The sequence below is a fragment of the Hydrogenobacter sp. genome (assembly GCA_041287335.1).
GTDB lineage: Bacteria > Aquificota > Aquificia > Aquificales > Aquificaceae > Hydrogenobacter.
Map to the genome: position 1 here is coordinate 78,772 of JBEULM010000047.1, position 23,143 is coordinate 101,914.

A 23,143-nucleotide genomic window follows, 5' to 3' on the forward strand; every position below is an offset into this window, starting at 1 on the left:
TGTGTAGTTTCTCACTTAGCATAGAATAAAAACTTATGGCTAAGGTAAAGATAAACAAAAAGATCATTGAGATCCCTGTAGGTGTCAGGTTCGGTGAACTTCACCACGAGATAGAGAAAGCTGGCGTTGAGTTTGGTTGTACGGATGGTCAGTGCGGTGTGTGCGTTTGCAGTGTAAAAAAAGGCTTGGAGTATCTGGCTGAACCTTCCGAAGCAGAAGAGGAAACCCTCTGGAGAATAGGCGAGTATGAGGAAAACAGAAGGCTCACTTGCCAGCTCGTTATAGAGAAAGAACCATCTGATATTATAGAGTTAGAGACAGATTGATACGGAGAGGGCGGGATTCGAACCCGCGGTACGGCGTTTAACCGTACACAGCATTTCCAGTGCTGCGCCTTAGACCACTCGGCCACCTCTCCTCAAGGGAATATTATAATACGGTGGTCAAGGCGCAAGCCAGTTATCTTGCAGTATAACCTCTTCCATTTTCTCGGATACGTTTTGAGATATCCTGTAGGCACAGAACTCAGGTCCGCACATGGAGCAAAACTTGGCTGTTTTATACCCTTCCTGTGGAAGTGTCTCATCGTGGTATGCTCTGGCAGTTTCCGGATCTATGGCAAGTTCGAACTGCCTTTTCCAGTCAAAGGCAAACCGAGCCTTTGACATCTCAAGATCCCAATCTCTGGCCCCTGGCCAATTTTTGGCAACGTCAGCAGCGTGAGCCGCTATCTTGTATGCTATCACCCCCTGTTTTACATCTTCTAAGTTGGGAAGACCAAGATGTTCCTTTGGAGTTACATAACACAACATGGAGGCACCGTACCAGCCAGCCATCGCAGCGCCTATGGCTGAAGCTATATGGTCGTAACCAGGAGCTACGTCTATCACTAAAGGTCCGAGTACGTAAAAGGGTGCTTCATGACAGATCCTTTGCTGGATCTTCATATTGAACTCTATCTGGTCCATAGGTACATGCCCCGGACCTTCCACCATAACTTGTACACCGTGTTTCCATGCTCTTTCTGTAAGCTCTCCCAGAACCTTCAGTTCTGCAAGCTGGGCATCATCAGACGCATCAGCTATAGCCCCCGGTCTGAGACCATCCCCCAAGGAGAATGATACATCGTACTTTTTGAATATCTCGCATATCCTGTCAAAATGTTCATAAAGTGGGTTTTGTTTTCCATGCTCTATCATCCACTGAGCCATTATGGCACCACCGCGGGAAACTATACCCATAACCCTGTGCTGAACCATAGGTAAAAACTCCCTCAAAACACCAGCATGTATAGTCATATAAGACACACCTTGCTGTGCCTGTTCTTCAATAACATCAAGTATGAGGTCAACAGTCATATTCTTCACATGTCCCTTTGCCCTCTTTAGTGCTTCGTAAATGGGAACCGTACCCACAGGAACTGTACTTTCTTTTATAACCGCTTCCCTAGTCTCCTTTATAGCGTCGCCCGTAGAAAGATCCATTACCGTGTCCGCACCGTACTTTATGGCTACTTTTACCTTTTCTACTTCTGTAGGTATGTCCGATGCGAGTCCCGAATTGCCTATATTGGCATTAACTTTAACCCGTGAGTTTATGCCTATGCACATAGGCTCCAAGTGAAGGTGATTAACATTTGCGGGAATGATCATCCTACCTCTTGCTACTTCCTGACGTACAAACTCTGGATGCAGTCCTTCCCTTTTTGCCACATATCTCATCTCTTCGGTTATTATGCCCTCTCTGGCTAAATACATCTGGGATTTATTTTTTAACTTCCTCCTCTTTTCTACCCACTCGGCTCTCAGCATACTAAAACCTCCTTACAAAATGGTTTTATAAATATCTTTCTACTTTTCTGGGTTGCAATATGATCTTTTTCCGATCTACAATGTTTAAAACCCATCAGGAGGTAATAGTATGAGGGAGTATGTTACTATAATTATAGCTCATCACGAAGGAAAGCCTCCCAAAACGTTAAGGATTCGCAAAAGCTATCTGAAAGCTTTTGTTGTCTCTGCTGTGAGCTTTTGCCTTTTGTCAGCTTTGTCTTATGCTCTTAACTGGAATTTTATCTACGAGAGGGAACAGCTCAAAGCAGAGACCAAAAGACTTCTTGAGGAAAAAGAAAATGTCCTTGCACAGAAGGAAAGACTTACTCAGGAAAGAAGGTTTATAGCTAAAAAGCTCAGGGACATTGAGACGAAAATGTCTATGGTAGAGGACTATCTTTCAAAAAGAGGAGTATTAGGTAAGCCACTATCCGTAGGTGGAGTGAGCTACAATTCTCAGGCTTATCAGGATGTCTCTTACATAGAATTCCTTGAGGAAAGAGGAGAATATTTGCTTTCAAAGGTTAGAGGTACACCTTTAGGATATCCCCTCTTTGGTAGGATCACCTCCCTTATGGGCTGGAGGAAGAATCCCTTCGGAAGGGGTTATGAGTTTCACTCAGGCATTGACATAGAAGCATCTACGGGTAGCAGAGTTAGGGCTACTGCAGATGGTGTGGTTGAGTTTGCAGGCAGATACGCAGATTACGGAAAAGCCATTATAATAAAGCATCCTTCGGGGTATCTAACTCTTTACGGACATCTATCCCAGATCGATGTTAAAGGAGGTCAGAGGGTCAAAGCTGGCGATGTGATAGGAAGGGTGGGATCCACTGGAAGGAGTACGGGACCACACCTTCATTACGAGGTGATAAAGGATAACAAACCCGTGAATCCTCTTGGCTTTCTTGTCTGGAAATGAGTTATAATATTTAAAAGGAGGTAGTATGGAAAGGAGCTGGAAGGTAGGGACTGTTTATCTCAATGATAAGACGAGAATTGTAGTTATGGGAATAACGGGAAGGGAAGCTTCTCAAGTAGTTGCAGAATCCGAAGCCTTATATCCCGGCTTTGTAGTGGCAGGTGTAACTCCCGGTAAGGGAGGTTCGGAAGTTGCAGGTGTTCCTGTCTACAATACGGTAAGCGAGGCTCAAAGGAGACATCCGGAGATAAATACGGGAATAGTTTATGTACCACCGGCTTCTGTAAAGGATGCGGTCATAGAACTTGTGGATGCAGGTATAAGGATCATATTCATAATAACGGAGCATGTACCCATAAGAGACACTGTGTATTTTTATCATTACGCAAAAGAGAGGGGAGTGATCATAGTAGGTCCCACTTCCCTGGGCTGTATTGTACCGAGGATACCTGCAAGAATAGGAGCTATAGGTGGGAAAGATCCCTCCATAGCTTATGCGGACGGAGGGCTTGTGATCCTTTCCAAATCTGGTGGTCTTACCACAACAACTGCGGAGATGTTCAAAAGGAGGGGATGGGGTGTTTACATGGCTTTAGCTTTAGGTGGAGACGTAATATCTTGTACCACATTTGCTGATGCTATACAGAACATTGCGGACGATCCTAATGTAAAAGGTGTCATAATACAGGGAGAGGTGGGAGGATCTTACGAAGAGCAAGCAGCTGAAACCATACTGAGACTTTGGAAAGAAGGAAGATGGAACAAACCTGTTGCGGCTTTTGTAGCGGGCAGATTTCAGGAAAAAATGGAAGGTGTGTCTTTTGGACACGCTGGAGCTATAGTGGAAAGGGGTAAGGGCAAAGCTACAGATAAGATAAGGGCTTTCAGCGAAGTGGGAAAGATCACCGGTTTGGTAAAAGTTGCCGAATTTTACCACGATCTTGTGCATTGCATAGAGGAACTTGGTGTTCCGAGGGATTTTGAAGACACAACTCCAGAGGGAAAAGTCAAACCCCTTTACTCTACTATAGATGAAGAGACCTGCAGATTCAAGGCATAGGCTATAATGCTTTTTGATGGAGCTTGATTTAGAAAAGGGTACGGTTATACCCAAACTTAGGGAGTGGGAAAAAACTGCGTTTATATATGGCGGTGTAAATATAACCTACAAAGAACTTACGGAAAAGATAAAGTCTCTCGCTCACCTTTTGGATATAACGCCTGATGAGAGGATAATAATAATCTGTGAAAATCGCCCCGAATGGGTGTATACACTCTTTGCGGTATGGCAGAGAGGTGGTGTGGTAGTTCCTGTGGACTTTATGTCATCCCTTCAAGAGCTTGAGTACATATTGAGAGAGATAGAACCTTCTGCAATATTTTTCTCGGATACAACGCAAAATGTTGTCACTAAAGCTGTTGAGAACTTAGGTATATCACCACAACTTTTTAACTTTGATAGCATAGCCCCAGGTGAAAAAAAACTTGAGCGCTTTACTGTAAGATCTTTGCACGACACAGCTCTCATACTTTACACATCCGGAACTACTGGAGAACCAAAAGGTGTAATGCTAAGCTTTAAAAACATACTTTCCAATATAAAGGCTATAGAGAAGCTCAAAATAGCTACTGAGAGGGATATTACCCTCGCTCTGCTCCCTTTCCATCACTCTTATCCGCTTATGACTACTCTGCTCGTACCTCTGTACATAGGTGCAACAGTGGTATTTTTAGAAAAACCGAGTTCGGAGGAAATTATAAAGGCTTTGAGAGAACACAAAGTTACCATTCTGGTGGGGGTTCCCAGACTTTACCAGCTTCTGGAAAAGAGAATAAATGAGCGAATAAGTTCAAGTAGGCTGGCATCACTCTTTTTTAAGCTTTCAGGAAGCTTACCGAGATCCCTTAGAAAGATATTATTTTGGAAGGTTCACAAAAACCTGGGAGGACACTTAAGATTTTTAGTAAGCGGAGGTGCAAAACTGCCATTGGACACAGCTCGCTTTCTTGATAGACTTGGATTTACTGTTGTGGAAGGTTATGGGCTCACGGAAACATCTCCCATAGTATCCTTCAACCCTCCGTGGAGGATAAAGCTCGGCTCCGTAGGAGTCCCTATAGAGGAGGTTCACGTGAAGATCGAACATGATGGTGAGGTGCTCGTTCGTGGGGTCAACGTTATGCAAGGATATTTTAAAAAACCTGAAGAAACTAAGCAAGCTTTTAAGGACGGCTGGTTTCTCACTGGAGATTTAGGATACATGGATGAGGAAGGCTACCTATACATAACTGGCAGAAAAAAAGAGATTATAGTGCTTTCTGGAGGGAAAAACGTAAATCCTGAGGAGGTAGAAAACCTCCTCATGGGGAAGAGCGATGTGGTAAAAGATGTAGGAGTTTTAGAGGTAAACGGCTCTTTGCATGCGCTTGTGGTCCCAGATTTTGAAAAGGTAAAAGAGAGAGGCATTTTAAACATAAAAGAGTATATAAAGTGGAACGTTATAGATAAGGCAAACAGGGAACTTCCCGAATGGAAAAGAATAACAGGCTTTAAGTTGACAGATAAGGAACTTCCCAAAACAAGACTTGGGAAACTTAGAAGATTCCTACTGCCAAAGCTTTACATGTCTGTAGAATTCAAAGAAGAGAAAGAGAAAGTAGAAATACCATATACACAAGAGTGGGAAGTGCTATCCCAGTATCTTTTTAGGCTATCGGGTAAAAAACCGACTCCATCTGACCATATTGAGATAGATCTCGGTCTTGATTCCCTCGCAAAAGTTGAGCTTCTGAGTTTTATAGAGAACGCTTTTGGTGTAAGAGTGGAGGAAGAGGAACTTTCTTCTCACAGTATACTGTACCAGCTTGTAAACTTTATCTCTGAAAAGAAGGAAAAGATACAGATAGCGCATGTAAATTGGGAAAGTATCTTAAAATCTTCACTTCCTTACAAACTTGAGCATCATCCTGCAGTGTTTAAAATGGGACGCTTGCTTTTGCTTTTGTTTTTTAAGCTTTATAACCGGTTGGAAGTCAAAAATCCCCATTACCTACCCAACCCACCCTATATTTTAGCTCCCAACCACGCCAGCTACCTTGACGGCTTTGTTATGGCAAGCGCTTTGCCTGAGACTGTTGCTGAAGAAACATACTTTCTCGGAGAGGAGGGATACTTTAAAAGTCCTATAACATCTCTTTTTGGAAAACTGGCTCACGTCATAACGGTGAACTTGGACAAAAAGTTGAAGGAATCCCTTCAGAAAACCGCATGGGCGCTGAGACTTGGAAAAATTGTAGTGATATTCCCAGAAGGTGCGAGAACCCGTGACGGAAACCTATTACCCTTTAAGAAGGGTTTTGCCATACTCAGCAAAGAACTCGGTGTGCCTGTTGTACCTGTTGCCATCGTAGGAACCTACGAATCTATGTCGCTCAGAGACAGATTTCCCAAGCCTAAGAAAATAAAAGTGATCTTTGGTAAACCCATAAATCCAGAAGATAGAACTTATGAAGAGATAGTGGAGGAAACAAAAAGACAGGTAGAAGATCTTATCAAGGAAGAAAAGAGATGAGGCACACATATGTAAGGAGAGTTCATTTTTACGAGACGGACGCTCAAGGGATCGTCCACCACTCCAATTACTTCAGGTACTTTGAGGAAGCGAGAGGCGAATTACTTCGTAGTTTGGGGCTTCCTTACTCCGCACTTAGGAAAGAAGGCTACGAGGTGGTACTTCTTGAAGCATCATGCGAATTTAAAAAACCCTTATTGTACGATGAAGAGGTGCATATAGAGGTATCCCTTTCCCATATGGATAAATTTACCTTTTCCTTTGATTACAAAGTGAGTGCAGAGGGAAAATTGAGAGCTTTAGGTCATACGAGACATTGTATTCTCAAAAACTCAAAGATAATCTCACTGCCTGTTAAAATAAAGGAACGCTTAATAAGAAGGGAATAGGATTATGGAGGAGAATTTTCTAAAAAGACGGGCTTACAAGATAGTTTTTCTTTTCGGTTTGGTCAGTCTTTTCGCTGATGTGACCTACGAGGGTGCGAGAGGTGTAATAGGTCCTTACTTGTCCCTTTTAGGTGCTTCAGCCTTTGCGGTGAGTTTTATTGCCGGTTTAGGCGAATTTATCGGGTACGCTCTGAGATTAGTCTTTGGTTACCTTGCGGATAGAACAGGTTTTTATTGGGGGATCACCATAACGGGTTATGCTATAAATCTCCTTGCGGTACCTCTTCTGGCTGTAGTTCCAGACTGGTATTGGGCGAGTTTTTTGCTTCTCCTTGAGAGGGCGGGAAAGTCAATAAGGGCACCATCAAGGGACGCTCTTCTGTCTTTTGTTACAAAGAGGATGGGACACGGTCTGGGTTTTGGTATACATGAATTTTTTGATCAAATCGGTGCACTTTCGGGTCCAATTTTGGTAAGCCTCATTATGTTTGCTGTCGGGAGTTACCGCACAGCCTTTTTATCCTTAGGTGTGCCGGCTTTGATGGCTCTTTTTACTCTCATATACACCAAATTAATTTATGCGGACCATATATCAAAAGAGAAAGAATCGCATACAGATCATCTGAAGGCTTCTTTCTTTATTTATGTTTTTGCTTTTTCACTCGTTGCGATGGGTTATGCGGACTTTGCTCTCATAGCTTATCACATTAAGGAAAAAGCTCTGGTTGCTGACGGATGGATCCCCCTGTTTTACGCGACAGCCATGGGTATAGATGCTATCTTTGCTCTCATTTTCGGTATGCTTTTTGACAGGATAGGTTTTTATGCACTCATGATCGGTATACTTCTTGCGTCACCTTTCTCGCTTTTTGCCTTCTCCCAAAGTATTTCTCTGGTGTGGCTTGGCACGGTGCTTTGGGGTCTGGGTATGGGTATTCAGGAATCCATCATGAGGTCAGCCATAGCCAAACTTACACCGCCTGAGGCAAGAGGCAGAGCTTTTGGTATCTTCCACTTCTTTTACGGATTTTTTTGGTTTTTAGGAAGCGCCCTTCTTGGTTATCTGTATCAGGTATCTACTAACTACCTGATGGTCTTCTCAGTTTTCTGTCAGATCTTCTCTTTGGTACCCCTTTTCATACTCTCCAGAAGTATCTCCGCAAAGGGAAGATCCTCCGGATAAGTGACCTTTATATTCCAGAAAGATCCTTCTACCACACCTACTCTGTAGCCATACCTTTCCAACAGGGAAGCATCATCCGTTGCATAAAAACCTTCGTTTCTGGCTTTAAAATGGCACTCAAGAAGTACTCTTCTGATAAAAGCCTGAGGTGTCTGTGAAAGCCACACATTCGTCCTATCCAAAGTTCTCACAACCATATCGCCAGCAACCTCTTTAAGCGTGTCCCTTGAAGGTACAGCTGTTATCTTTCCGTGATAACCATCAAGCTGGGATACCTTCTTAAAGAGTTCAGCGTCTGCAAGAGGTCTTGCGCAGTCATGAACTATAACGATCTCGCCTTTGGCTTGTAGCAAACCTTCAAGCACGGAATCTTGCCTCTCCTTACCACCCTTTACCTTCTGAACACCAGCCTGCACCTTTATCCTTTCTATATCTTCTTCTGGAAGTACCAAAATAACCTCTTCAAACCTTCCTACAACCTTTTCTAAGGAGTGAAGGTAAAGGGGTTTCCCCGCAAGCTCAACAAACTGTTTCTTTCCACCAAAGCGCCTTCCTTCTCCGGCTGAAAGTAGGATGACGCTTATCATTCCTCTTTTAACTGCTCTATCCTCTCCTTTATACCCTTTTTGAAGCTCTCCTCCAGAGGGATCTCCGAAGAGAAAAAGTACTGACCGCTCTTTTCAAGAACCATAGCGATGAGCTTAAGTCCCTTCACTTCACTCTCTAAGGCTTCTCTCGTTGTTCTATCCAAGAACTTCTTTACACTCTCAGCGTTGGAAAATTCTACTTTCATATCGGTGATCTCAAGTTCATCCACATCCATGGCACCTGCCTTAGTGTATATGTTAAATACAGTATATTCTTCTTCATCCGCTTGATCTTTTATCTTAGTGAAAAGTCCTTCCACATACTCTCTCATTCGGTGCCTTACGCTCATAATAAAAATTTTATCATAAAAGGTGTAGGTGTTATAATAAAAGTTTTATGATAAACCACAATGTTTTTATTGCGCTTCTTCACTACCCTGCGCTTGACAAACATGGAAGGATAATAATTACCTCTTTTGCTACTATGGATTTACATGATATAGCCAGACCAGCAAGAGCTTATGAGATAAATACCTATTATATAGTCCAGCCAGTAGATGGTCAGCGCTCAGTAATAAAAAAACAATTAGATTACTGGCTTTCCGAGGAAGGACTAAGAACAAACCCAACGAGGAATGAGGTGGTAAAGCTCGTCAAGTTATTATACACCTTTGATGAAGTTGTAGAGGATATTATCAATACAAGGGGAAGAAGACCTATCATAATAGGAACTGATGCAAGAGACTATCCCAACAAGGTTTCTTATGATTTTTTGAGAAGCGAGATAAAAAAGAGGGATAAAGACTTCCTCATAGTTTTCGGTACAGGTTACGGTATACCTCCAGACTTAATGAAGACCTTTGACTATATACTTGAACCGGTTTACGGAGCGGGAAATTGGAATCACCTATCGGTGAGAAACGCGGTAGCGATCATTTTAGACAGACTTTTTAGCAAGAACAGGTGCTGACATGCTTTATCATCTCTCCCTATGGCTTAAAGACTACCTATTTGTTTTTAACGTATTCAAATACATAACCTTTAGGTCCCTTATGGCTGTTATCCTTGCCTTTATCATTACCCTCATCATAACTCCCATCTTTGTAAAGAAGATGAAAGCTCTTCAGAGGCTTTTCAAGGGCTATGTGAGAGAATACACACCAGAGGGTCACTTGGTTAAGAAGTATGTGCCGAGTATGGGTGGTTTTGTTATAGTGATTTCCATTATGCTCTCCTGCCTTTTACTTATGAGGCTTGATCTCGCATACTTTTGGATCATCACCTTTTGCATGGTGGGATTTGCTCTCATAGGATTTGCGGATGATTATATAAAACTCAAAAACAAAAAGGGTATATCAGCAAAGTTCAAGTTTACTGCCCAAATAATAGTTTCTTTTGCTACTGTGATGCTCATACACACACTTACAAGCGTAAACACAAAGATATACTTTCCACTTTTTAAGGAGCTTCAGATAGACCTGGGACTTTTTTACGTGCCTTTTGCAGTTTTCGTAATCGTGGCAACCTCCAACGCTGTAAATCTAACGGACGGTCTTGATGGTCTGGCTATAGGACCTGTTATGACTACTTCCGCATCCCTCGGAATAGTATCTTACGTGGTGGGTCACTTTACCCTATCTAAGTACCTGAACATACCTTACGTGCCTTACGCTGGAGACCTTACCGTGCTTTGTTTTGCGATAGCCGGTGCAGGTCTGGGTTTTCTCTGGTTTAACTCTTATCCAGCACAGCTCTTTATGGGTGATATAGGCTCTCTCTCTCTTGGTGCAACGCTCGGAGTTATAGCCCTAATATCTAAGTCGGAGCTTTTACTTCCCATAGCTGGGGGCATTTTTGTTTTTGAGACTGTAAGCGTCATACTACAAGTAGCCTATTTCAAGATCACTAAAGGGAAGAGGCTCTTTAGGATGGCACCCTTTCATCATCACTTGGAGCTTTCAGGCATACCAGAGCCTAAGATAGTGGTAAGAATGTGGATAATTTCCCTACTTCTTGGCATACTTGCCATATCCACACTCAAATTGAGGTGATTTTTCTTAACCACTCATCAAAATCTTCAGAAAAGTACCTTATCCTTTCTTTTTTAAACTCCCTTGTACTGAAAAGCAAGACGTAATCTCTAAGTGCCTTCTCCCCGCTTATGCGCTCTACTAAGCGTTGTACATCTTCCATGCTTTTGCCGTGTATCATAGCAAAGAGATTGTACTTCCAACTTTCGTTAGTTGTCCTCTCATAACAGTGAGATACTCCCTTAAAACTGGCTATGTAACTTCCTACTTCCTCTATGCTATCTTCCGGAACTTTCCATACACTCATGGCATTTGCAACAAATCCAGCTCTTCTATGGTGTAGTATAGCTGATATCCTTCTGAGTATACCTCTTTCTTTAAATTCCCTGAGCTTTGTTAAAAGCTCCTCTTCCGATATGGAGAGTTTCTTTGCATACTCAAAGAAGGGTCTTTCCGTCAGGGGTATACTTCCCTGTGTCACACTCACTATTTTCTTTTCTTCATCGCTTAGAGGTATGTAAGTATAAGTATTAACACTGAAACTTCCCCTTTCAAGTGTAGATTCGTAATCAAGTTTTACACCGATCTTAAACATCCTCACAGTTCTCAAAACCACATAATCCTGCGTCTGTGTCCTTTTCGCCATAAGTTTTACAATATCCTCAAGGCTTAAGGTATCAGGCAAAACCGCTAAGGTAAACCAGAGATTAAAGTCATGTGTCCTCTCGTAGTTGTGACTGACACCGGGACAAGAGTTGATAAAATTCGCAACTTTCTCCAGCCTTTCCTTATCAACCCTAAAAGCTACCAAAGCCGAATCGTACCCAAGCATCTTGCTATCGTATATAGGTGCTATCTGTCTTACAATACTATCCTCCATGAGCTTCTCTATAACTTTTAGAAGTTCCGTCTCTTTAAGACCAAGCTCTTTCGCAAGCACCAAGAAGGGTCTCTTGACTAAAGGAATTTCCCCTTGTATGATTTTTAAAATCTTGTCAAATTCATTTCCCATGCTATAATTATAACATTATGATATACTCAGAAACAGTAAAGTACGCACTGTTAGCTTTAGCTTATTTGGCTCTCAACAGGGACAGGCTGGTCAAAGTTGAGGAGATAGCAGAAGCTCAAAAAATACCAAAGCCATTTCTGTCTAAGATATTCCACAAACTGGCAAGGGAAAGGGTCCTTAGGTCATACAAAGGTCCAACTGGCGGTTTTGCCCTTGCGGTACCTCCGGAGCAGATAACCATAATGGACGTTATACGCTATCTTGATGAAGAATACAAACTGGATTACTGTGCTCTGAGACCAGGAAGGTGCGAAGAGTGGCAGGTATCACCTTGTAAGGTACACGAAAAGTGGACACGCCTAAGGGAAACCATACTGGATTATCTCAACAGCACTACCATAGCGGAACTTTCGGAAGTGGAAGAAAAGCACAGGCACGAAAAACCCGTGCAGTTTGAAAGATCCATCAAATAAGATACTCCAGCCTTTCCCTAAACTCTTCCTGCTTGCCTCTGTTCCATCTTTGGACTGGTCTGTAGTAGCCTACCACCCTTGAATAAACCTCCGTAGGTCTTTTACATTCTGGGCAGTAAAAATGTTCACCCCTTATGTAGCCATGCTCCTCACACACAGAAAAGGTAGGCGTTATGGTCAGGTAAGGTATGGGATAACTCTCAAAGACGGTTTTTATAAACCTTGAAACCGCGAACTCTTCTGGAGATTCCTGAAGAAAGAAGTGTATTACCGTGCCACCCGTATATAGAACCTGCAGGTCCTTTTGATGCTCAAGCACTTCAAAGGCATCGTCGGTGTAATTAACAGGCAAATGGGTGGAGTTTGTGTAGTAAGGCTCCCTTTCTCCCGCGGTTATTATATCTGGAAACTTAGCCTTATCTATCTTTGCAAGCCTGTAAGAGGTGCCTTCCGCAGGTGTTGCCTCAAGGTTGTAAAGATGCCCCGTTTCTTCTTGAAAGTCCGAAAGCCTTTCCCTCATAAACTTAAGAACCCTAATAGCAAAGTCTTTACCTTCAGGCTCTGCAATGGAAACGCCAAGGAGGTTTAGGCAGGCTTCGTTCATACCTACAAGACCTATGGTAGAAAAGAAGGTGTCAAAAGAGTCAAGATATTCCCTTGAGTAAGGCATCAGCCCTTTTCTGAGGTTCCTCTCAATTACCTTCCTCTTTATCTCAAGGCTTTCTTTGGCAAGCACCATAAGCTCATAAAGCCTTTCAAAGAACTCTTCTTCAGACTTTGACAGGTAAGCTATCCTCGGCATGTTTATAGTAACCACACCTATGGAGCCTGTCTTGTCCGCACTTCCAAAAAGCCCACCCATTCTATTCCTCAGTTCTCTAAGGTCAAGCTGTAGCCTACAGCACATGCTTCTTATATCACCAGGCTTTAAGGAGCTTGATATGAAGTTCTGGAAGTAAGGTATGCCGTACTTTGCGGTCATTTTCCACAAAAGCCTTGCCCTTTCTGAATCCCAGTCAAAATCCTTTGTTATGTTGTAGGTGGGTATGGGAAAGGAAAATACCCTGCCCTCGTAGTCCCCCTCCATCATAACCTCCATAAAAGCTCTGTTTATCATGTCCATCTCCTTCTGAAAATCACCGTAATAGCCTATATCCGGTCTTTCCCTACCGCCCACAATTACTGGTCTATCCTTCATATCCTCCGGCACCGTCCAATCAAAGGTGAAGTTTATAAAGGGTGCCTGACTTCCCCACCTTGAAGGCACGTTCAAGGAAAAGACAAACTGTTGTATAAGCTGTTTTACCTCTTCATAGCTAAGCCCATCTACTCTGATAAAGGGAGCAAGGTACGTATCCACCGAGTTGAGAGCCTGAGCGCCCGCAAACTCCATCTGGGTGCAACCAAGAAAATTTACAATTTGCCCGATAAGGGAGGAAAGGTGCTTTGCAGGACCTGCAGTTACCTTCCCATAACCTCCCCTAAAGCCTTTTCTCAAAATGTCTTCTAAAGACCAGCCTGCACAATAGCCTACTATACCATGAGATAGGTCGTGTATGTGAAAGTCTCCCTCCCTGTGAGCCTTTGCAATCCTTTCAGGGTAGATATGAGTAAGCGTGTAGTGGGCTATAACGGTTCCTGCGGTATGAAGCATAAGCCCGGAGAAGGAATAACTTGCATTGGCATTTTCCTGCACTCTCCAGTCTTGCTGATATATATATTCTTGCACCACCTTCTCGGCATCAATTATGGCTTTTGAGATATCTCTAAGCTCCTCCCTCTTCTTTCTGTAGAGGATGTATGCCTTTCCCGCCTTGGCAAAGCCGTGAAGTATTAAGGTTTCTTCTACAATATCTTGAATTTCTTCCACATGAACCTTTTCCTTCCTTAGCTCAACAACCTTTTTAATAACATCCTCCACAAGCTCTTCAAGTATGCTGTGGTCAAGAGGCTCCCCTACAGCCTTGAAAGCCTTTGATATAGCCCTTTCTATCCTTGTGCGGTCAAAGGAAACTATGGTACCGTCCCTTTTAATCACTTGGTATGCATCGTTGATAAGCTTTTGCCTGAGTTTACCTGCTCCTTCCAGTCTGAACATGGTTTACCTCCTTTATAATTTGATTACTTTAAAATCATAAAAAATGTTTTCTGTTAGTCAAGGCAGGATTTTCTTACTCTAAAGGCTTATCCCTTTGTGGAAGAATAAGTTAAGGAGACAACGATACTTTTGTGAGATAATTTATTCTCCTATGAAGAATGTAGCTTTTTTCACCTTAGGCTGTAGGAGCAACGAGTTTGATACCCATCTTATGATGCATCAATTTATACAGAAGGGTTATCGGGTGATAGATTTTGAAAAGGCGGACATATACATTATAAACACATGCAGTGTAACAGCGGGGGCTGACAGGTCATCCCGTCAAGCCATATATAGGGCAAAAAGATCAAATCCGCACGGTTTGGTAGTTGTAACAGGATGCTATGCACAAACTAACCCTCACGCTCTGTCAGAACTCAAGGAAGTGGATTTAATAGTGGGAAATACGCACAAGCGGGACATACTTAAGATAATTGAGGAATATTTGGAAGGAAGAGGAGAAAAGATTTACGTAGACAACATATTCAGGCAAAACTCCGTGGAGAACTTTGATATTATTACCTACTTTGAGAAAGTAAGACCCTTCGTAAAGATTCAAGAGGGCTGTAACAGATTTTGCACCTTTTGTGTGATCCCATTTGCCAGAGGTAAGTCAAGAAGCGTTCCAAAGGAGAAAGTTTTGAAGGAAGTGAGGCTTCTTGCTGAGAAAGGTTTTAAAGAAGTGGTTTTGACGGGAACTCAGCTTACCCAGTACGGCTGGGATATGGGGACTGATCTTTACGAGCTTTTGGTGGATCTCGTTAAGATAAGAGAGTTAGAACTCGTGAGGCTTTCCTCCGTGTATCCTTCTGAGATAAGCAAGGATCTGTTAGATCTTTTACTCTCTGAAGAAAAGATCGCACCTCACTTCCACATACCACTTCAGAGCGGTTCCGACAGGATACTGAAACTTATGAAGAGAGATTACCAAGTTAAAGACTATGTGAAGCTAATAGAGGAAATTTTGAAGAAAAGACCTATCTCTGGTATCGGTACAGATGTGATAGTTGGCTTTCCTTCTGAGAACGATGAGGACTTTACAAAAACTTATAACCTTTTGTATGAATTACCCATTTATTACCTGCATGTGTTTCCCTATTCGGATAGAAAAGGGACAAAAGCGTATGCCATGTCACATAAAGTGAGCAAAAAGGTAAAAAGGGAAAGAGTGGAAGCACTTAAATCGCTTGACTACGAAAAGCGAAAGATTTTCCTTGAGAAAAATAGGGGCATGGAGCTTAGAGCTTTGGTAATAGATGAGAATAGACTTCTAACGGAGAACTACATAAATTTGGAACGTGAAGGCTACAGGAAGATAGGTGAGTTTTTAAGAATCAAGATATAAAGCTTTACAACTAAATTGAAAAGGACCACCCCCACGTGTAGGGGGTGGTGAGGAGGTGTGCCATGGGGAGGGGTTTCTAAACACCCTTTTATTAGCTCTTACTTATAGGTATTATAAGAAAAATTTATAAAAATGCAAGGGGTTTAAAATATGATTGCTGTCAGAAAGTAGTCGGATATGAGTATGAGCATGGATGAAGTTACTACACTGTTTGTAGTAGCCCGGCCTACTCCCTCGGTCCCTCCGCTTGTATAAAAACCAAAGTAACAGCTCACTGCGGATATGACAAGACCGAAAAATACCGCCTTGTAAAGTCCACCTATAAAGTCGTAAAGCTCCGTTATATCTCTCATTTTTTCCCAAAATAGGTACTCGTTAACACCAAAGAGTTTAACCGCTACAAACCAACCACCGAATATACCTGAAATGTCCGATATCAAAACCAGCATAGGGACACCTACAAGCCCTGCAAACAATCTGGGACTAACAAGATAACTCACGGGATTTATACCCATAACTTCTAATGCATCTATCTGTTCAGTTATTCTCATGGTGCCTATGTTGGCGGTCATGGCGGATCCAACTCTTGCTACTACCATCAAAGATGCCAGTACAGGACCTAACTCCCTTCCCATGGATATAGCCACTACAGCTCCTATCAAAAACTCTGCGTTAAACCTATGGAAGGTACTGTAAGTTTGCAAGGCTATAACACCGCCCGAGAATATGGAAGTTATCACCACTACTGGAACTGTTTCCGATCCGAGATAAGCTACCTGCTTTAGGAAATGTCCAAACTTTGGAGGTTTTTTAAGTATAAAGTATAAACCCCAGAAGGTTAAAAGTATAGCTCTCCCAACTTCCTCTAAAACCTTAATAACAAACACGTTGTATATTATAGTATAGCCAAATCCTGCATCTTCAAATTCTGAGATATCTCTGATAGCTTTTGCTTTAAATAAGTATCCACCACCGCTTACCAGTATAGTCATGCTTTGAGAGTTTGCACAAGAGCGGGGAGAACGGCAAATAATTGTTGACATACCGGAAATACTTTGCACTTGATAAAAGGCACTACCAGAAGTGTTGTATCCGCCAAAATTTATCTCCTTGCTCGGCTATTAGCCTTTTAAAAAGCTTTTCAAAGCTCTTTAATCTCCTCATAATTCTACTATTATTTTACAATCCCGAAATGTCTGTGAAAAGGTAAGTTCTCAAAACCCCTCTCACCTTGACAGCAGGTATATCTTCACGTTTTAACATCGCTTCCAAAATCTTTTTCTTTTCCTCTCCCTTTACGAAAAAGATAATCACGCAGGAGCCGTTTAAGTACTCTTGTGTCAAGGAAAGTCTCAAAAGACCGTCAGGAGACCTGCTTACACAAACTTTTTGACTTACCTTTTTACATTCCCCCTTGGGAAATAGGGAAGCGGTATGCCCATCTTTACCAACTCCCAGAAGGGTTATGTGAAGCCTCTCGGGCAGTTGTAAGCTGTAATCTAAGGCGCATTCTTCTATATCCATATCGGTTTTGTAAAAGACCAGCTTTGCTTTGTCTCCCAAAGTTTCTCTTACAGCCTTATAGTTACTTAGTTCAGACACCAAAGATACATACCTTTCATCTGTTAAGTAAAACTTGATTTTACCCCAAAGGAGGTTTTCTTTTGAAAGCATCCTGTATAGCTCAATGGGAGTTCTACCACCCGCAAGAGCTATATGACAGACTTTCTGATGTTTTAGAAAAAGGTTTATAAGTCTTTTGAGAAAGGTTTTCAGTTTAAGATCAGGATCCTCTAAGCTATAAAGCTTGTACATGAAAAAATTATAGCTTCCTACATAAAACTTTCTAAGTTATAATTAAGCATTATGAAAAGAACATTGTTGCTTCTTACTGTTATGTTGGCTGCTTGCGGACCCATCACAAAAGAGGAGCTGGATCAGAAGTTTGCAAAAGTTGATGAAAGACTAAGCAAACTTGAGGATAGGCAAAGGAGACTTGAAGAGCAGAGTATAAAGACGGAAACAAGGGTGGATAATCTGGCTGAAAGTCTCACTAAGTTAAGATTGGATGTAGAGAGATTAAAAGCCGGTAGAGAAAGTACAGGTTCTGTAAGATTGTCTGAAGAAATTAAGAAAAAGGTAGAATACCCTCAAAAGCTCGAAGAGAACTATCAGAAAGAGTATGACGAAGCAATGAATCTATACAATCAGAAACAGTTCGGTAAAGCAAAGGATAAATTCATAGAGTTTATAAGGAGGAATCCCCGCACTCCTCTTACAGACAACGCCTACTTTTGGCTAGGTACTGTCTTTAAGGATATGAACGAATTTGATAAAGCTGAAGCTGTTTGGTTGACTCTTGTAGAAAAGTGCAAGAGAGGTGAGCTTCCGGATTGTAATAAAGCTCCTGGGGCTTATTTGCAGTTAGCGAAACTTTACGAACTCAAAGGAGATCAGCAGAAAGCTAATGAGTTCTACCAAAATCTGGTAAAGGATTATCCACTATCAGAAGAGGCTGAAATAGCCAAAAGAAAGCTCGGGAAATGATATCTTTAAAAATACCCACGCATCTTGCCATCATCATGGATGGGAACGGAAGATGGGCAAAGGAAAGGGGACTTTCAAGAATACACGGTCATTATCAGGGAGTAAAAAGGGCTGAAGAGCTTGTTGATATATGCTTACAGCTTGGGATTAAATATCTTACCCTTTTTACCTTTTCAACAGAAAACTGGAAGAGACCTAAAGAAGAAATAAGGGCGCTTTTTGAACTGTTTGAATCGTACCTGAAAGACAGGAAAGAGGAACTTATAAGCAAAGGCGTGAGGATAAAATTCATCGGAAGGAGGGACAGACTACCTTTGGGGCTTGTCAGCCTGATGGAAGAGATGGAAGAGGAAAGTAAAAACTGTAACGGGATATTTGTCTGTATAGCACTTGATTACGGAGGTCGGGATGATATAGTGAGAGCTGTAAATAAAGCTATAAATGCGGGCTTGAAAAGTGTGGACGAAGTGATCTTTTCAACCTTTCTTGATTTGGATGGTATTCCAGATCCGGATCTTCTCGTAAGAACTGCAGGCGAAAAGAGGATCTCCAACTTTTTGCTCTGGAATTTGGCATACACAGAGCTTTACTTTACCGATACATATTGGCCGGATTTTGATAAGATGGAACTTTTAAAAGCTATAGAAGACTATTCAAAGAGGGTGAGAAAGTTTGGAGCGGTTATTTGAGAGTAGGGAAGCCGTTGGCTTTTTCGTAGGATTTGTATCTCTAATAGCTGTTTTGTCTCCATTTTATATATTTCTGCCAATAATCGCTTTACTTTCGTACGCTATAGCTCAAGAAGTATCAAAGGCTTTAAAAGTGAATCTTTATGCTTTATCTGCACCTGCGGTGTTTTTTATGGCTTGCCTTCACACCGGTATGGGTATTATCCTTTCCGCATTTCTCTCTTTAGTAAAAGGGTATAGAAGCTGGAAAATGGAAGATTTTTTAAAGAGCTTTTTTATTCTGGTCTACGCAGGTATTTTGCCTTCATACTTATATATCCTCAAATCTTCAAACAACTATCAACTTTTAAAGATCTTGTTGTTAGTGTGGTCTGTGGATATAACTTCCTACTATGTGGGAAGGCGTATAGGAAAGCATCCCTTTTTCCCTGAACTTTCACCCAAAAAGACGTGGGAAGGTTTTCTTGGCGGTGCGCTGATGGGTGTAGCCTTATTTTCCTTCCTTTCCGACTTTTCCATTTTCAAATCTCTTATGTATGGCACCTTGCTTGTCCTGTGTGCTGTGTCTGGCGACCTTTTTAAGAGTTTTATAAAAAGACAGGCAGGTATAAAGGACTTTTCAAGCGCGCTGGGACAACATGGAGGTTTCACAGATAGATTTGATTCTTTGCTCTTTACAGCCCCGGTTTATTCGGCTATTTTGGGTTTATAAGTAAATTAAAGCCCCCCCACAAGGGGGGAAAGGCTGATCAGTCAAGTTCAGGCATTTCTGGAGCTGGAGCTTTCTCTTTCTTCTCCTCTGGTATTTCAGCAACGAGAGCTTCGGCTGTGAGCATAGTACCTGCAACGGATGCTGCATTTTGAATGGCTACCCTAACCACTTTTGTCGGATCTATTATACCTGCCTCAACCATATCTTTGTATTCTCCTGTGGCTGCATCAAATCCCCAGTTTTTACCCTTTTCCTTTCCAAGCTGAAGTGCCTTTTCAAGTACCACGTAACCTTCAAATCCGGCGTTTGTGGCTATCTGTCTGAGTGGCGTTCTGCAAGCCTTCTTTATTATATCAATACCTAACTGCTGATCTGCGTTATCTACTTTCAGGTCATCCAAGGCTTCGGAGGCTCTCACAAGAGCGACACCACCACCAGGAACTATGCCTTCTTCAACAGCCGCTTTTGTAGCATGTACAGCGTCCTCAACTCTCGCCTTCTTTTCTTTAAGTTCAGCTTCCGTTGCGGCACCAACTCTTATAATGGCAACTCCGCCAGAGAGTTTAGCAAGTCTTTCTTGCAGTTTTTCCCTGTCATAATCCGAAGTTGTCTCAAGTATTTGTTTTTTGATCTGCTCTATCCTTGCCTGTATAGCTTCTTTAGAGCCTTTACCTCCTACTATAGTGGTGTTGTCTTTGTCTACTATCACCTTATCGGCTCTTCCGAGCATATCAAGAGTCACGCTTTCTAACTTTATGCCAAGTTCTTCCGTTATGGCAGTCCCACCAGTCAGTGTGGCTATATCCTGCAGGTAATCCTTCCTCCTTTGACCAAAGCCAGGAGCTTTTACCGCACAAGCCCTTATTACACCCTTTATGTGGTTTACTACCAATGTCGCTAACGCTTCAGCTTCCACATCTTCAGCTATAACAAGTAAGGGCTTGCCGGCTCTCACCACGTTTTCAAGTACAGGCAGGAGGTCCTTTACGTTAGATATTTTCTTTTCATATATGAGTATGAAGGGATCCTCAAGGACAGCTTCCATCTTATCAGGATTCGTCACAAAGTAAGGGGAAAGGTATCCTCTGTCAAACTGCATACCTTGAACTGTCTCTAAGGTGGTCTCCGCAGACTTAGACTCCTCCACGGTTATAACTCCATCCTTACCAACGGCTTCCATAGCATCGGCTATGATCTTGCCTATGTTCACATCGTTGTTAGCCGATATGGTGGCAACCTGTTCTATTTCTTTCCTACCTGATACGGGAATGGATAGCTTCTTTATTTCGCTTACGACGGTTTCAACAGCTTTATCTATACCCCTTTTGAGGTCCATAGGATTGGCACCAGATGCTATGGCTCTCAAACCTTCGTTGAATATGGCTTGAGCCAGTACCGTTGCGGTTGTAGTTCCATCACCTGCCACATCGGATGTTTTGGAAGCTACTTCCTTTACCAGCTGAGCACCCATGTTTTCATAAGGATCTTTAAGCTCCACTTCCTTTGCTACAGTAACACCGTCCTTTGTAACTACAGGTGTACCCCACTTTTTCTCTATGATCACCTCTCTACCCCTCGGACCGAGGGTTACTTTAACAGCGTTGGCAAGCTTGTCAACGCCCGCCTTAAGTCTTGACCTTGCATCTTCTCCATAAATGACCTTCTTTGCAGCCATCTTTCCACCTCCTTTAAAAGTTTTTTACTCAATTACTGCTAAAACTTCATCTTCAGACATTATTAAATACTTTTCACCGTCAAGCTCCACCTCCGTTCCCGCATACTTATTGAAAACCACCTTATCCCCCTTCTTTACTTTGGGGGAAACAACCTGACCATTGCTCAAGAGTTTCCCGTCACCTACGGCTATAACTTCCCCTATCTGGGGCTTTTCTTTCGCCGTATCAGGTATGATTATACCTGACGGCGTTTTTTGCTCTTGTTCCTCCATCCTCTTGACAACTATCTTATCGTATAGAGGTCTTAACCTTGCCATGTCCTTACCTCCTTCGTTTTTTTACAGATAAAAATTATATTAACACCTTACCGCTTTGTCAAGGGGTAAAAGACAAAATTTTTAGCCTATTATACTAAACTTTCTTGATGCTTTAAATGTATACTTTAAGAGAATGTGATCTATATCACTAAATTTTTAATACGCACTTAGCTGGTGTAAAATACTTACCCACTATGAGTATAAAGAAAGTAAACAGGAAGGCTTTCTTAAACGTAGTGGAAACCATACTTTTTGTGGATTTTATAAAGGGTCTTTCCGTAACGCTCAGGAATCTCCTCAGAAAACCCATAACTACCAACTATCCTCTTGAAAAACTCACATTACCCAAAAGATACAGAGGAGCGCATGGTCACTTTGTTTGGGACGGTACCGAACCTGACTCACTCAAAGCTATAGGAAAGTTTATGAGTTACGAAAAGGGTAAAAGCAGGTGTGTAGCCTGTTATATGTGTCAAACCGCATGCCCAATGCCAACCCTCTTTAGGATAGAAGCTATCCAGATGCCTGATGGAACCAAAAAAGTGGTAAGGTTTGACATGAATCTCTACAACTGCCTCTTCTGTGGGCTATGTGTTGATGCATGTCCAGTCGGATGTTTAACTATGACGGATCTTCACGAGCTTGCCGGTTATTCTAGATCCGCAGGCGTATTCCGAATGGATGATCTTGAGAAGCATGCAATAGATTGGAAAAAGAGAAGGGGTGGAGAACCTGACAGGATATGGATAGATGACGAACAAAGGGAAAAGCTTTGGGGGAAGATACAGTGGAGTGGGTAGTTATCGCTTTTCTTTCCGTATGGCTTGTAATATCAGCTTTCGCTACCATTTTTATGAAAAATCCTGTTCACGTCATACTGTCTTTCCTTTCCGTGATACTCGCTATGGCTGGTATATTTCTTCATATGGGAGCCGAGCTTTTGGCTGGTCTTCAGCTTATTATATACGCTGTTGCCATAGTAGTTTTTTACGTGCTTGTAATAACTGTGATCCCTTGGGAGAAAGTGAAAAAATTTGAAGGTATATATAAACAGGAACTCCTTTTAGGTTTGCCCTTTTTTATGATTTCCTTTGCTCTTATGTCTTACATGATTCTGAAAGGTAAATTCGCCGAGCCTGCGAATGTTATTAGTGGTAACAATGTGAGAGATGTAGGAAAGCTCTTATTTACCTCTTACCTCTTTCCTTTTGAAGTGGCTTCTGTTATACTTTTGATCGCTATGATAGGGGCTATACTTCTCGGGAGGAAAGAGGAGTGAGCGTTGAGAAGTTTTATCTTCTTCTGAGCCTTTTTCTGTTCCTTTTGGGTTTTTTTGGGATACTAATACGTAAAAACCTCCTAACTATTCTTGTAAGTACTGAACTTATGCTAAACGGTATAAATCTCGCCTTTGTTAGTATAGACAAGATGCTCGGTAAAGTAGAGGGTCAGGTTTTTGCGTTGTTTATACTTACTGTTGCTGCAGCGGAAGTGGCTGTAGGTCTGGGTATTATAATTTCCATATTCAGACTGAGAGGTTATGAAGGCTCCTCCGAAACCGTCCATCTGAGGGATTAGAATGGAAGCACTCATAATATTTTTGCCCTTTATCTCTTTTTTAGCTGTGGGTCTTTTGGGAAGGTGGTTGGGTGATAAGCTATCTGCCATCATAACTTCAGTTACAGGCGTCTTGTCTTTCTTGCTCTCCTTGTCTGTCCTC

General features: G+C 42.1%; 25 protein-coding genes and 1 tRNA gene. 16 read left to right on the plus strand and 10 right to left on the minus strand.

The annotated features are described in order from the left end of the window. Nucleotides 1–35: 35 nt before the first annotated feature. Nucleotides 36–326 (plus strand): 2Fe-2S iron-sulfur cluster-binding protein, encoded by a 291-nt coding sequence (locus ABWK04_07160; GenBank protein ID MEZ0361651.1) that lies wholly within the window; start codon nt 36–38, stop codon nt 324–326. Nucleotides 327–328: 2 nt separating this feature from the next. Here ABWK04_07160 and ABWK04_07165 read toward each other — a convergent pair. Both ABWK04_07165 and thiC read right to left on the minus strand, forming a co-directional pair. After that, nucleotides 329–418 (minus strand) — tRNA-Ser (locus tag ABWK04_07165). A gap of 25 nt (nt 419–443) precedes the next feature. Further along, nucleotides 444–1,811 carry a phosphomethylpyrimidine synthase ThiC gene (gene thiC, locus ABWK04_07170; protein MEZ0361652.1) on the minus strand — a complete coding sequence of 456 codons (1,368 nt, stop codon included), beginning with the start codon at nt 1,809–1,811 and terminating at the stop codon, nt 444–446. A gap of 109 nt (nt 1,812–1,920) precedes the next feature. Here thiC and ABWK04_07175 point away from each other — a divergent pair, with 109 nt between their 5' ends. Genes ABWK04_07175 through ABWK04_07195 form a run of 5 tightly spaced genes read left to right on the plus strand, consistent with a single transcriptional unit; the run spans nt 1,921 to nt 7,898 of the window. After that, complete coding sequence (locus tag ABWK04_07175; GenBank protein ID MEZ0361653.1) at nt 1,921–2,754, plus strand: M23 family metallopeptidase; 834 nt, start codon at nt 1,921–1,923, stop codon at nt 2,752–2,754. A 25-nt stretch (nt 2,755–2,779) separates the two neighbouring features. Next, nucleotides 2,780–3,814 (plus strand): CoA-binding protein, encoded by a 1,035-nt coding sequence (locus ABWK04_07180; GenBank protein ID MEZ0361654.1) that lies wholly within the window; start codon nt 2,780–2,782, stop codon nt 3,812–3,814. Nucleotides 3,815–3,830: 16 nt separating this feature from the next. After that, nucleotides 3,831–6,326 carry an AMP-binding protein gene (locus ABWK04_07185; GenBank protein MEZ0361655.1) on the plus strand — a complete coding sequence of 832 codons (2,496 nt, stop codon included), beginning with the start codon at nt 3,831–3,833 and terminating at the stop codon, nt 6,324–6,326. Then, the gene (locus ABWK04_07190) at nt 6,323–6,715 is read left to right on the plus strand and encodes a thioesterase family protein (protein MEZ0361656.1); all 393 of its coding nucleotides are present in this window, start codon (nt 6,323–6,325) and stop codon (nt 6,713–6,715) included. The genes ABWK04_07185 and ABWK04_07190 overlap by 4 nt, the downstream gene beginning before the upstream one ends. 4 nt (nt 6,716–6,719) lie before the next feature. Next, entirely contained in the window at nt 6,720–7,898 is a 1,179-nt protein-coding gene (locus ABWK04_07195; GenBank protein ID MEZ0361657.1) for an MFS transporter, read from the plus strand. Here the strand turns inward: ABWK04_07195 and ispD are convergent. Both ispD and ABWK04_07205 read right to left on the minus strand, forming a co-directional pair. Continuing rightward, entirely contained in the window at nt 7,826–8,485 is a 660-nt protein-coding gene (gene ispD, locus ABWK04_07200; GenBank protein MEZ0361658.1) for a 2-C-methyl-D-erythritol 4-phosphate cytidylyltransferase, read from the minus strand. The genes ABWK04_07195 and ispD overlap by 73 nt on opposite strands. Beyond that, nucleotides 8,482–8,835 carry a hypothetical protein gene (locus ABWK04_07205; GenBank protein MEZ0361659.1) on the minus strand — a complete coding sequence of 118 codons (354 nt, stop codon included), beginning with the start codon at nt 8,833–8,835 and terminating at the stop codon, nt 8,482–8,484. Before ABWK04_07205 ends, ispD begins: the two co-directional genes overlap by 4 nt. Nucleotides 8,836–8,882: 47 nt before the next feature. On the opposite strand from ABWK04_07205, the gene ABWK04_07210 reads away from it, so the two are divergent. After that, entirely contained in the window at nt 8,883–9,455 is a 573-nt protein-coding gene (locus tag ABWK04_07210; GenBank protein MEZ0361660.1) for an RNA methyltransferase, read from the plus strand. A 1-nt stretch (nt 9,456) separates the two neighbouring features. Then, complete coding sequence (mraY, locus tag ABWK04_07215; protein MEZ0361661.1) at nt 9,457–10,536, plus strand: phospho-N-acetylmuramoyl-pentapeptide-transferase; 1,080 nt, start codon at nt 9,457–9,459, stop codon at nt 10,534–10,536. On the opposite strand, the gene ABWK04_07220 is transcribed toward mraY, so the two are convergent. Then, on the minus strand, nt 10,523–11,527 hold the full coding sequence (locus tag ABWK04_07220) for an Lrp/AsnC family transcriptional regulator (GenBank protein ID MEZ0361662.1): 1,005 nt from the start codon (nt 11,525–11,527) through the stop codon (nt 10,523–10,525). The genes mraY and ABWK04_07220 overlap by 14 nt on opposite strands. A 17-nt stretch (nt 11,528–11,544) precedes the next feature. Here ABWK04_07220 and ABWK04_07225 point away from each other — a divergent pair, with 17 nt between their 5' ends. Further along, nucleotides 11,545–12,000, plus strand: a complete 456-nt coding sequence (locus ABWK04_07225; protein MEZ0361663.1) for an Rrf2 family transcriptional regulator — start codon at nt 11,545–11,547, stop codon at nt 11,998–12,000. Here ABWK04_07225 and ABWK04_07230 read toward each other — a convergent pair. Beyond that, complete coding sequence (locus ABWK04_07230; protein ID MEZ0361664.1) at nt 11,993–14,098, minus strand: ribonucleoside triphosphate reductase; 2,106 nt, start codon at nt 14,096–14,098, stop codon at nt 11,993–11,995. The two genes, ABWK04_07225 and ABWK04_07230, sit on opposite strands and share 8 nt — an antisense overlap. Before the next feature lie 151 nt (nt 14,099–14,249). On the opposite strand from ABWK04_07230, the gene mtaB reads away from it, so the two are divergent. Continuing rightward, nucleotides 14,250–15,482, plus strand: a complete 1,233-nt coding sequence (mtaB, locus tag ABWK04_07235) for a tRNA (N(6)-L-threonylcarbamoyladenosine(37)-C(2))-methylthiotransferase MtaB (GenBank protein MEZ0361665.1) — start codon at nt 14,250–14,252, stop codon at nt 15,480–15,482. Between the two features lie 143 nt (nt 15,483–15,625). Here the strand turns inward: mtaB and ABWK04_07240 are convergent, their stop codons facing one another. Next, entirely contained in the window at nt 15,626–16,474 is an 849-nt protein-coding gene (locus tag ABWK04_07240) for an MlaE family lipid ABC transporter permease subunit (protein MEZ0361666.1), read from the minus strand. Nucleotides 16,475–16,661: 187 nt separating this feature from the next. Further along, nucleotides 16,662–17,297, minus strand: coding sequence for a 6-phosphogluconolactonase (gene pgl / locus ABWK04_07245; GenBank protein MEZ0361667.1), 636 nt, complete (start codon nt 17,295–17,297; stop codon nt 16,662–16,664). 51 nt (nt 17,298–17,348) lie between these two features. On the opposite strand from pgl, the gene ABWK04_07250 reads away from it, so the two are divergent. From ABWK04_07250 to ABWK04_07260, 3 genes are read left to right on the plus strand one after another with little or no spacing between them, the layout of a single operon-like run. Further along, nucleotides 17,349–18,029 (plus strand): tetratricopeptide repeat protein, encoded by a 681-nt coding sequence (locus ABWK04_07250; protein ID MEZ0361668.1) that lies wholly within the window; start codon nt 17,349–17,351, stop codon nt 18,027–18,029. Continuing rightward, nucleotides 18,026–18,718, plus strand: a complete 693-nt coding sequence (gene uppS, locus ABWK04_07255; GenBank protein ID MEZ0361669.1) for a polyprenyl diphosphate synthase — start codon at nt 18,026–18,028, stop codon at nt 18,716–18,718. The genes ABWK04_07250 and uppS overlap by 4 nt, the downstream gene beginning before the upstream one ends. Continuing rightward, the gene (locus tag ABWK04_07260) at nt 18,702–19,430 is read left to right on the plus strand and encodes a phosphatidate cytidylyltransferase (protein MEZ0361670.1); all 729 of its coding nucleotides are present in this window, start codon (nt 18,702–18,704) and stop codon (nt 19,428–19,430) included. Before uppS ends, ABWK04_07260 begins: the two co-directional genes overlap by 17 nt. Nucleotides 19,431–19,467: 37 nt before the next feature. Here the strand turns inward: ABWK04_07260 and groL are convergent, their stop codons facing one another. Next, a complete protein-coding gene (gene groL, locus ABWK04_07265; protein ID MEZ0361671.1) occupies nt 19,468–21,105 on the minus strand; it encodes a chaperonin GroEL in 1,638 nt (545 codons plus the stop codon). 24 nt (nt 21,106–21,129) lie between these two features. Then, nucleotides 21,130–21,423: a co-chaperone GroES gene (gene groES / locus ABWK04_07270; protein MEZ0361672.1), complete on the minus strand. Its 294-nt coding sequence runs from the start codon at nt 21,421–21,423 to the stop codon at nt 21,130–21,132. A gap of 194 nt (nt 21,424–21,617) precedes the next feature. Between groES and ABWK04_07275 the strand changes: the two genes are divergently transcribed. From ABWK04_07275 to nuoK, 3 genes are read left to right on the plus strand one after another with little or no spacing between them, the layout of a single operon-like run. Then, on the plus strand, nt 21,618–22,223 hold the full coding sequence (locus tag ABWK04_07275; protein ID MEZ0361673.1) for an NADH-quinone oxidoreductase subunit I: 606 nt from the start codon (nt 21,618–21,620) through the stop codon (nt 22,221–22,223). After that, complete coding sequence (locus tag ABWK04_07280) at nt 22,211–22,702, plus strand: NADH-quinone oxidoreductase subunit J (GenBank protein ID MEZ0361674.1); 492 nt, start codon at nt 22,211–22,213, stop codon at nt 22,700–22,702. The genes ABWK04_07275 and ABWK04_07280 overlap by 13 nt, the downstream gene beginning before the upstream one ends. Continuing rightward, nucleotides 22,699–23,001, plus strand: coding sequence for an NADH-quinone oxidoreductase subunit NuoK (gene nuoK / locus ABWK04_07285; protein MEZ0361675.1), 303 nt, complete (start codon nt 22,699–22,701; stop codon nt 22,999–23,001). Before ABWK04_07280 ends, nuoK begins: the two co-directional genes overlap by 4 nt. Nucleotides 23,002–23,143 lie beyond the last annotated feature (142 nt).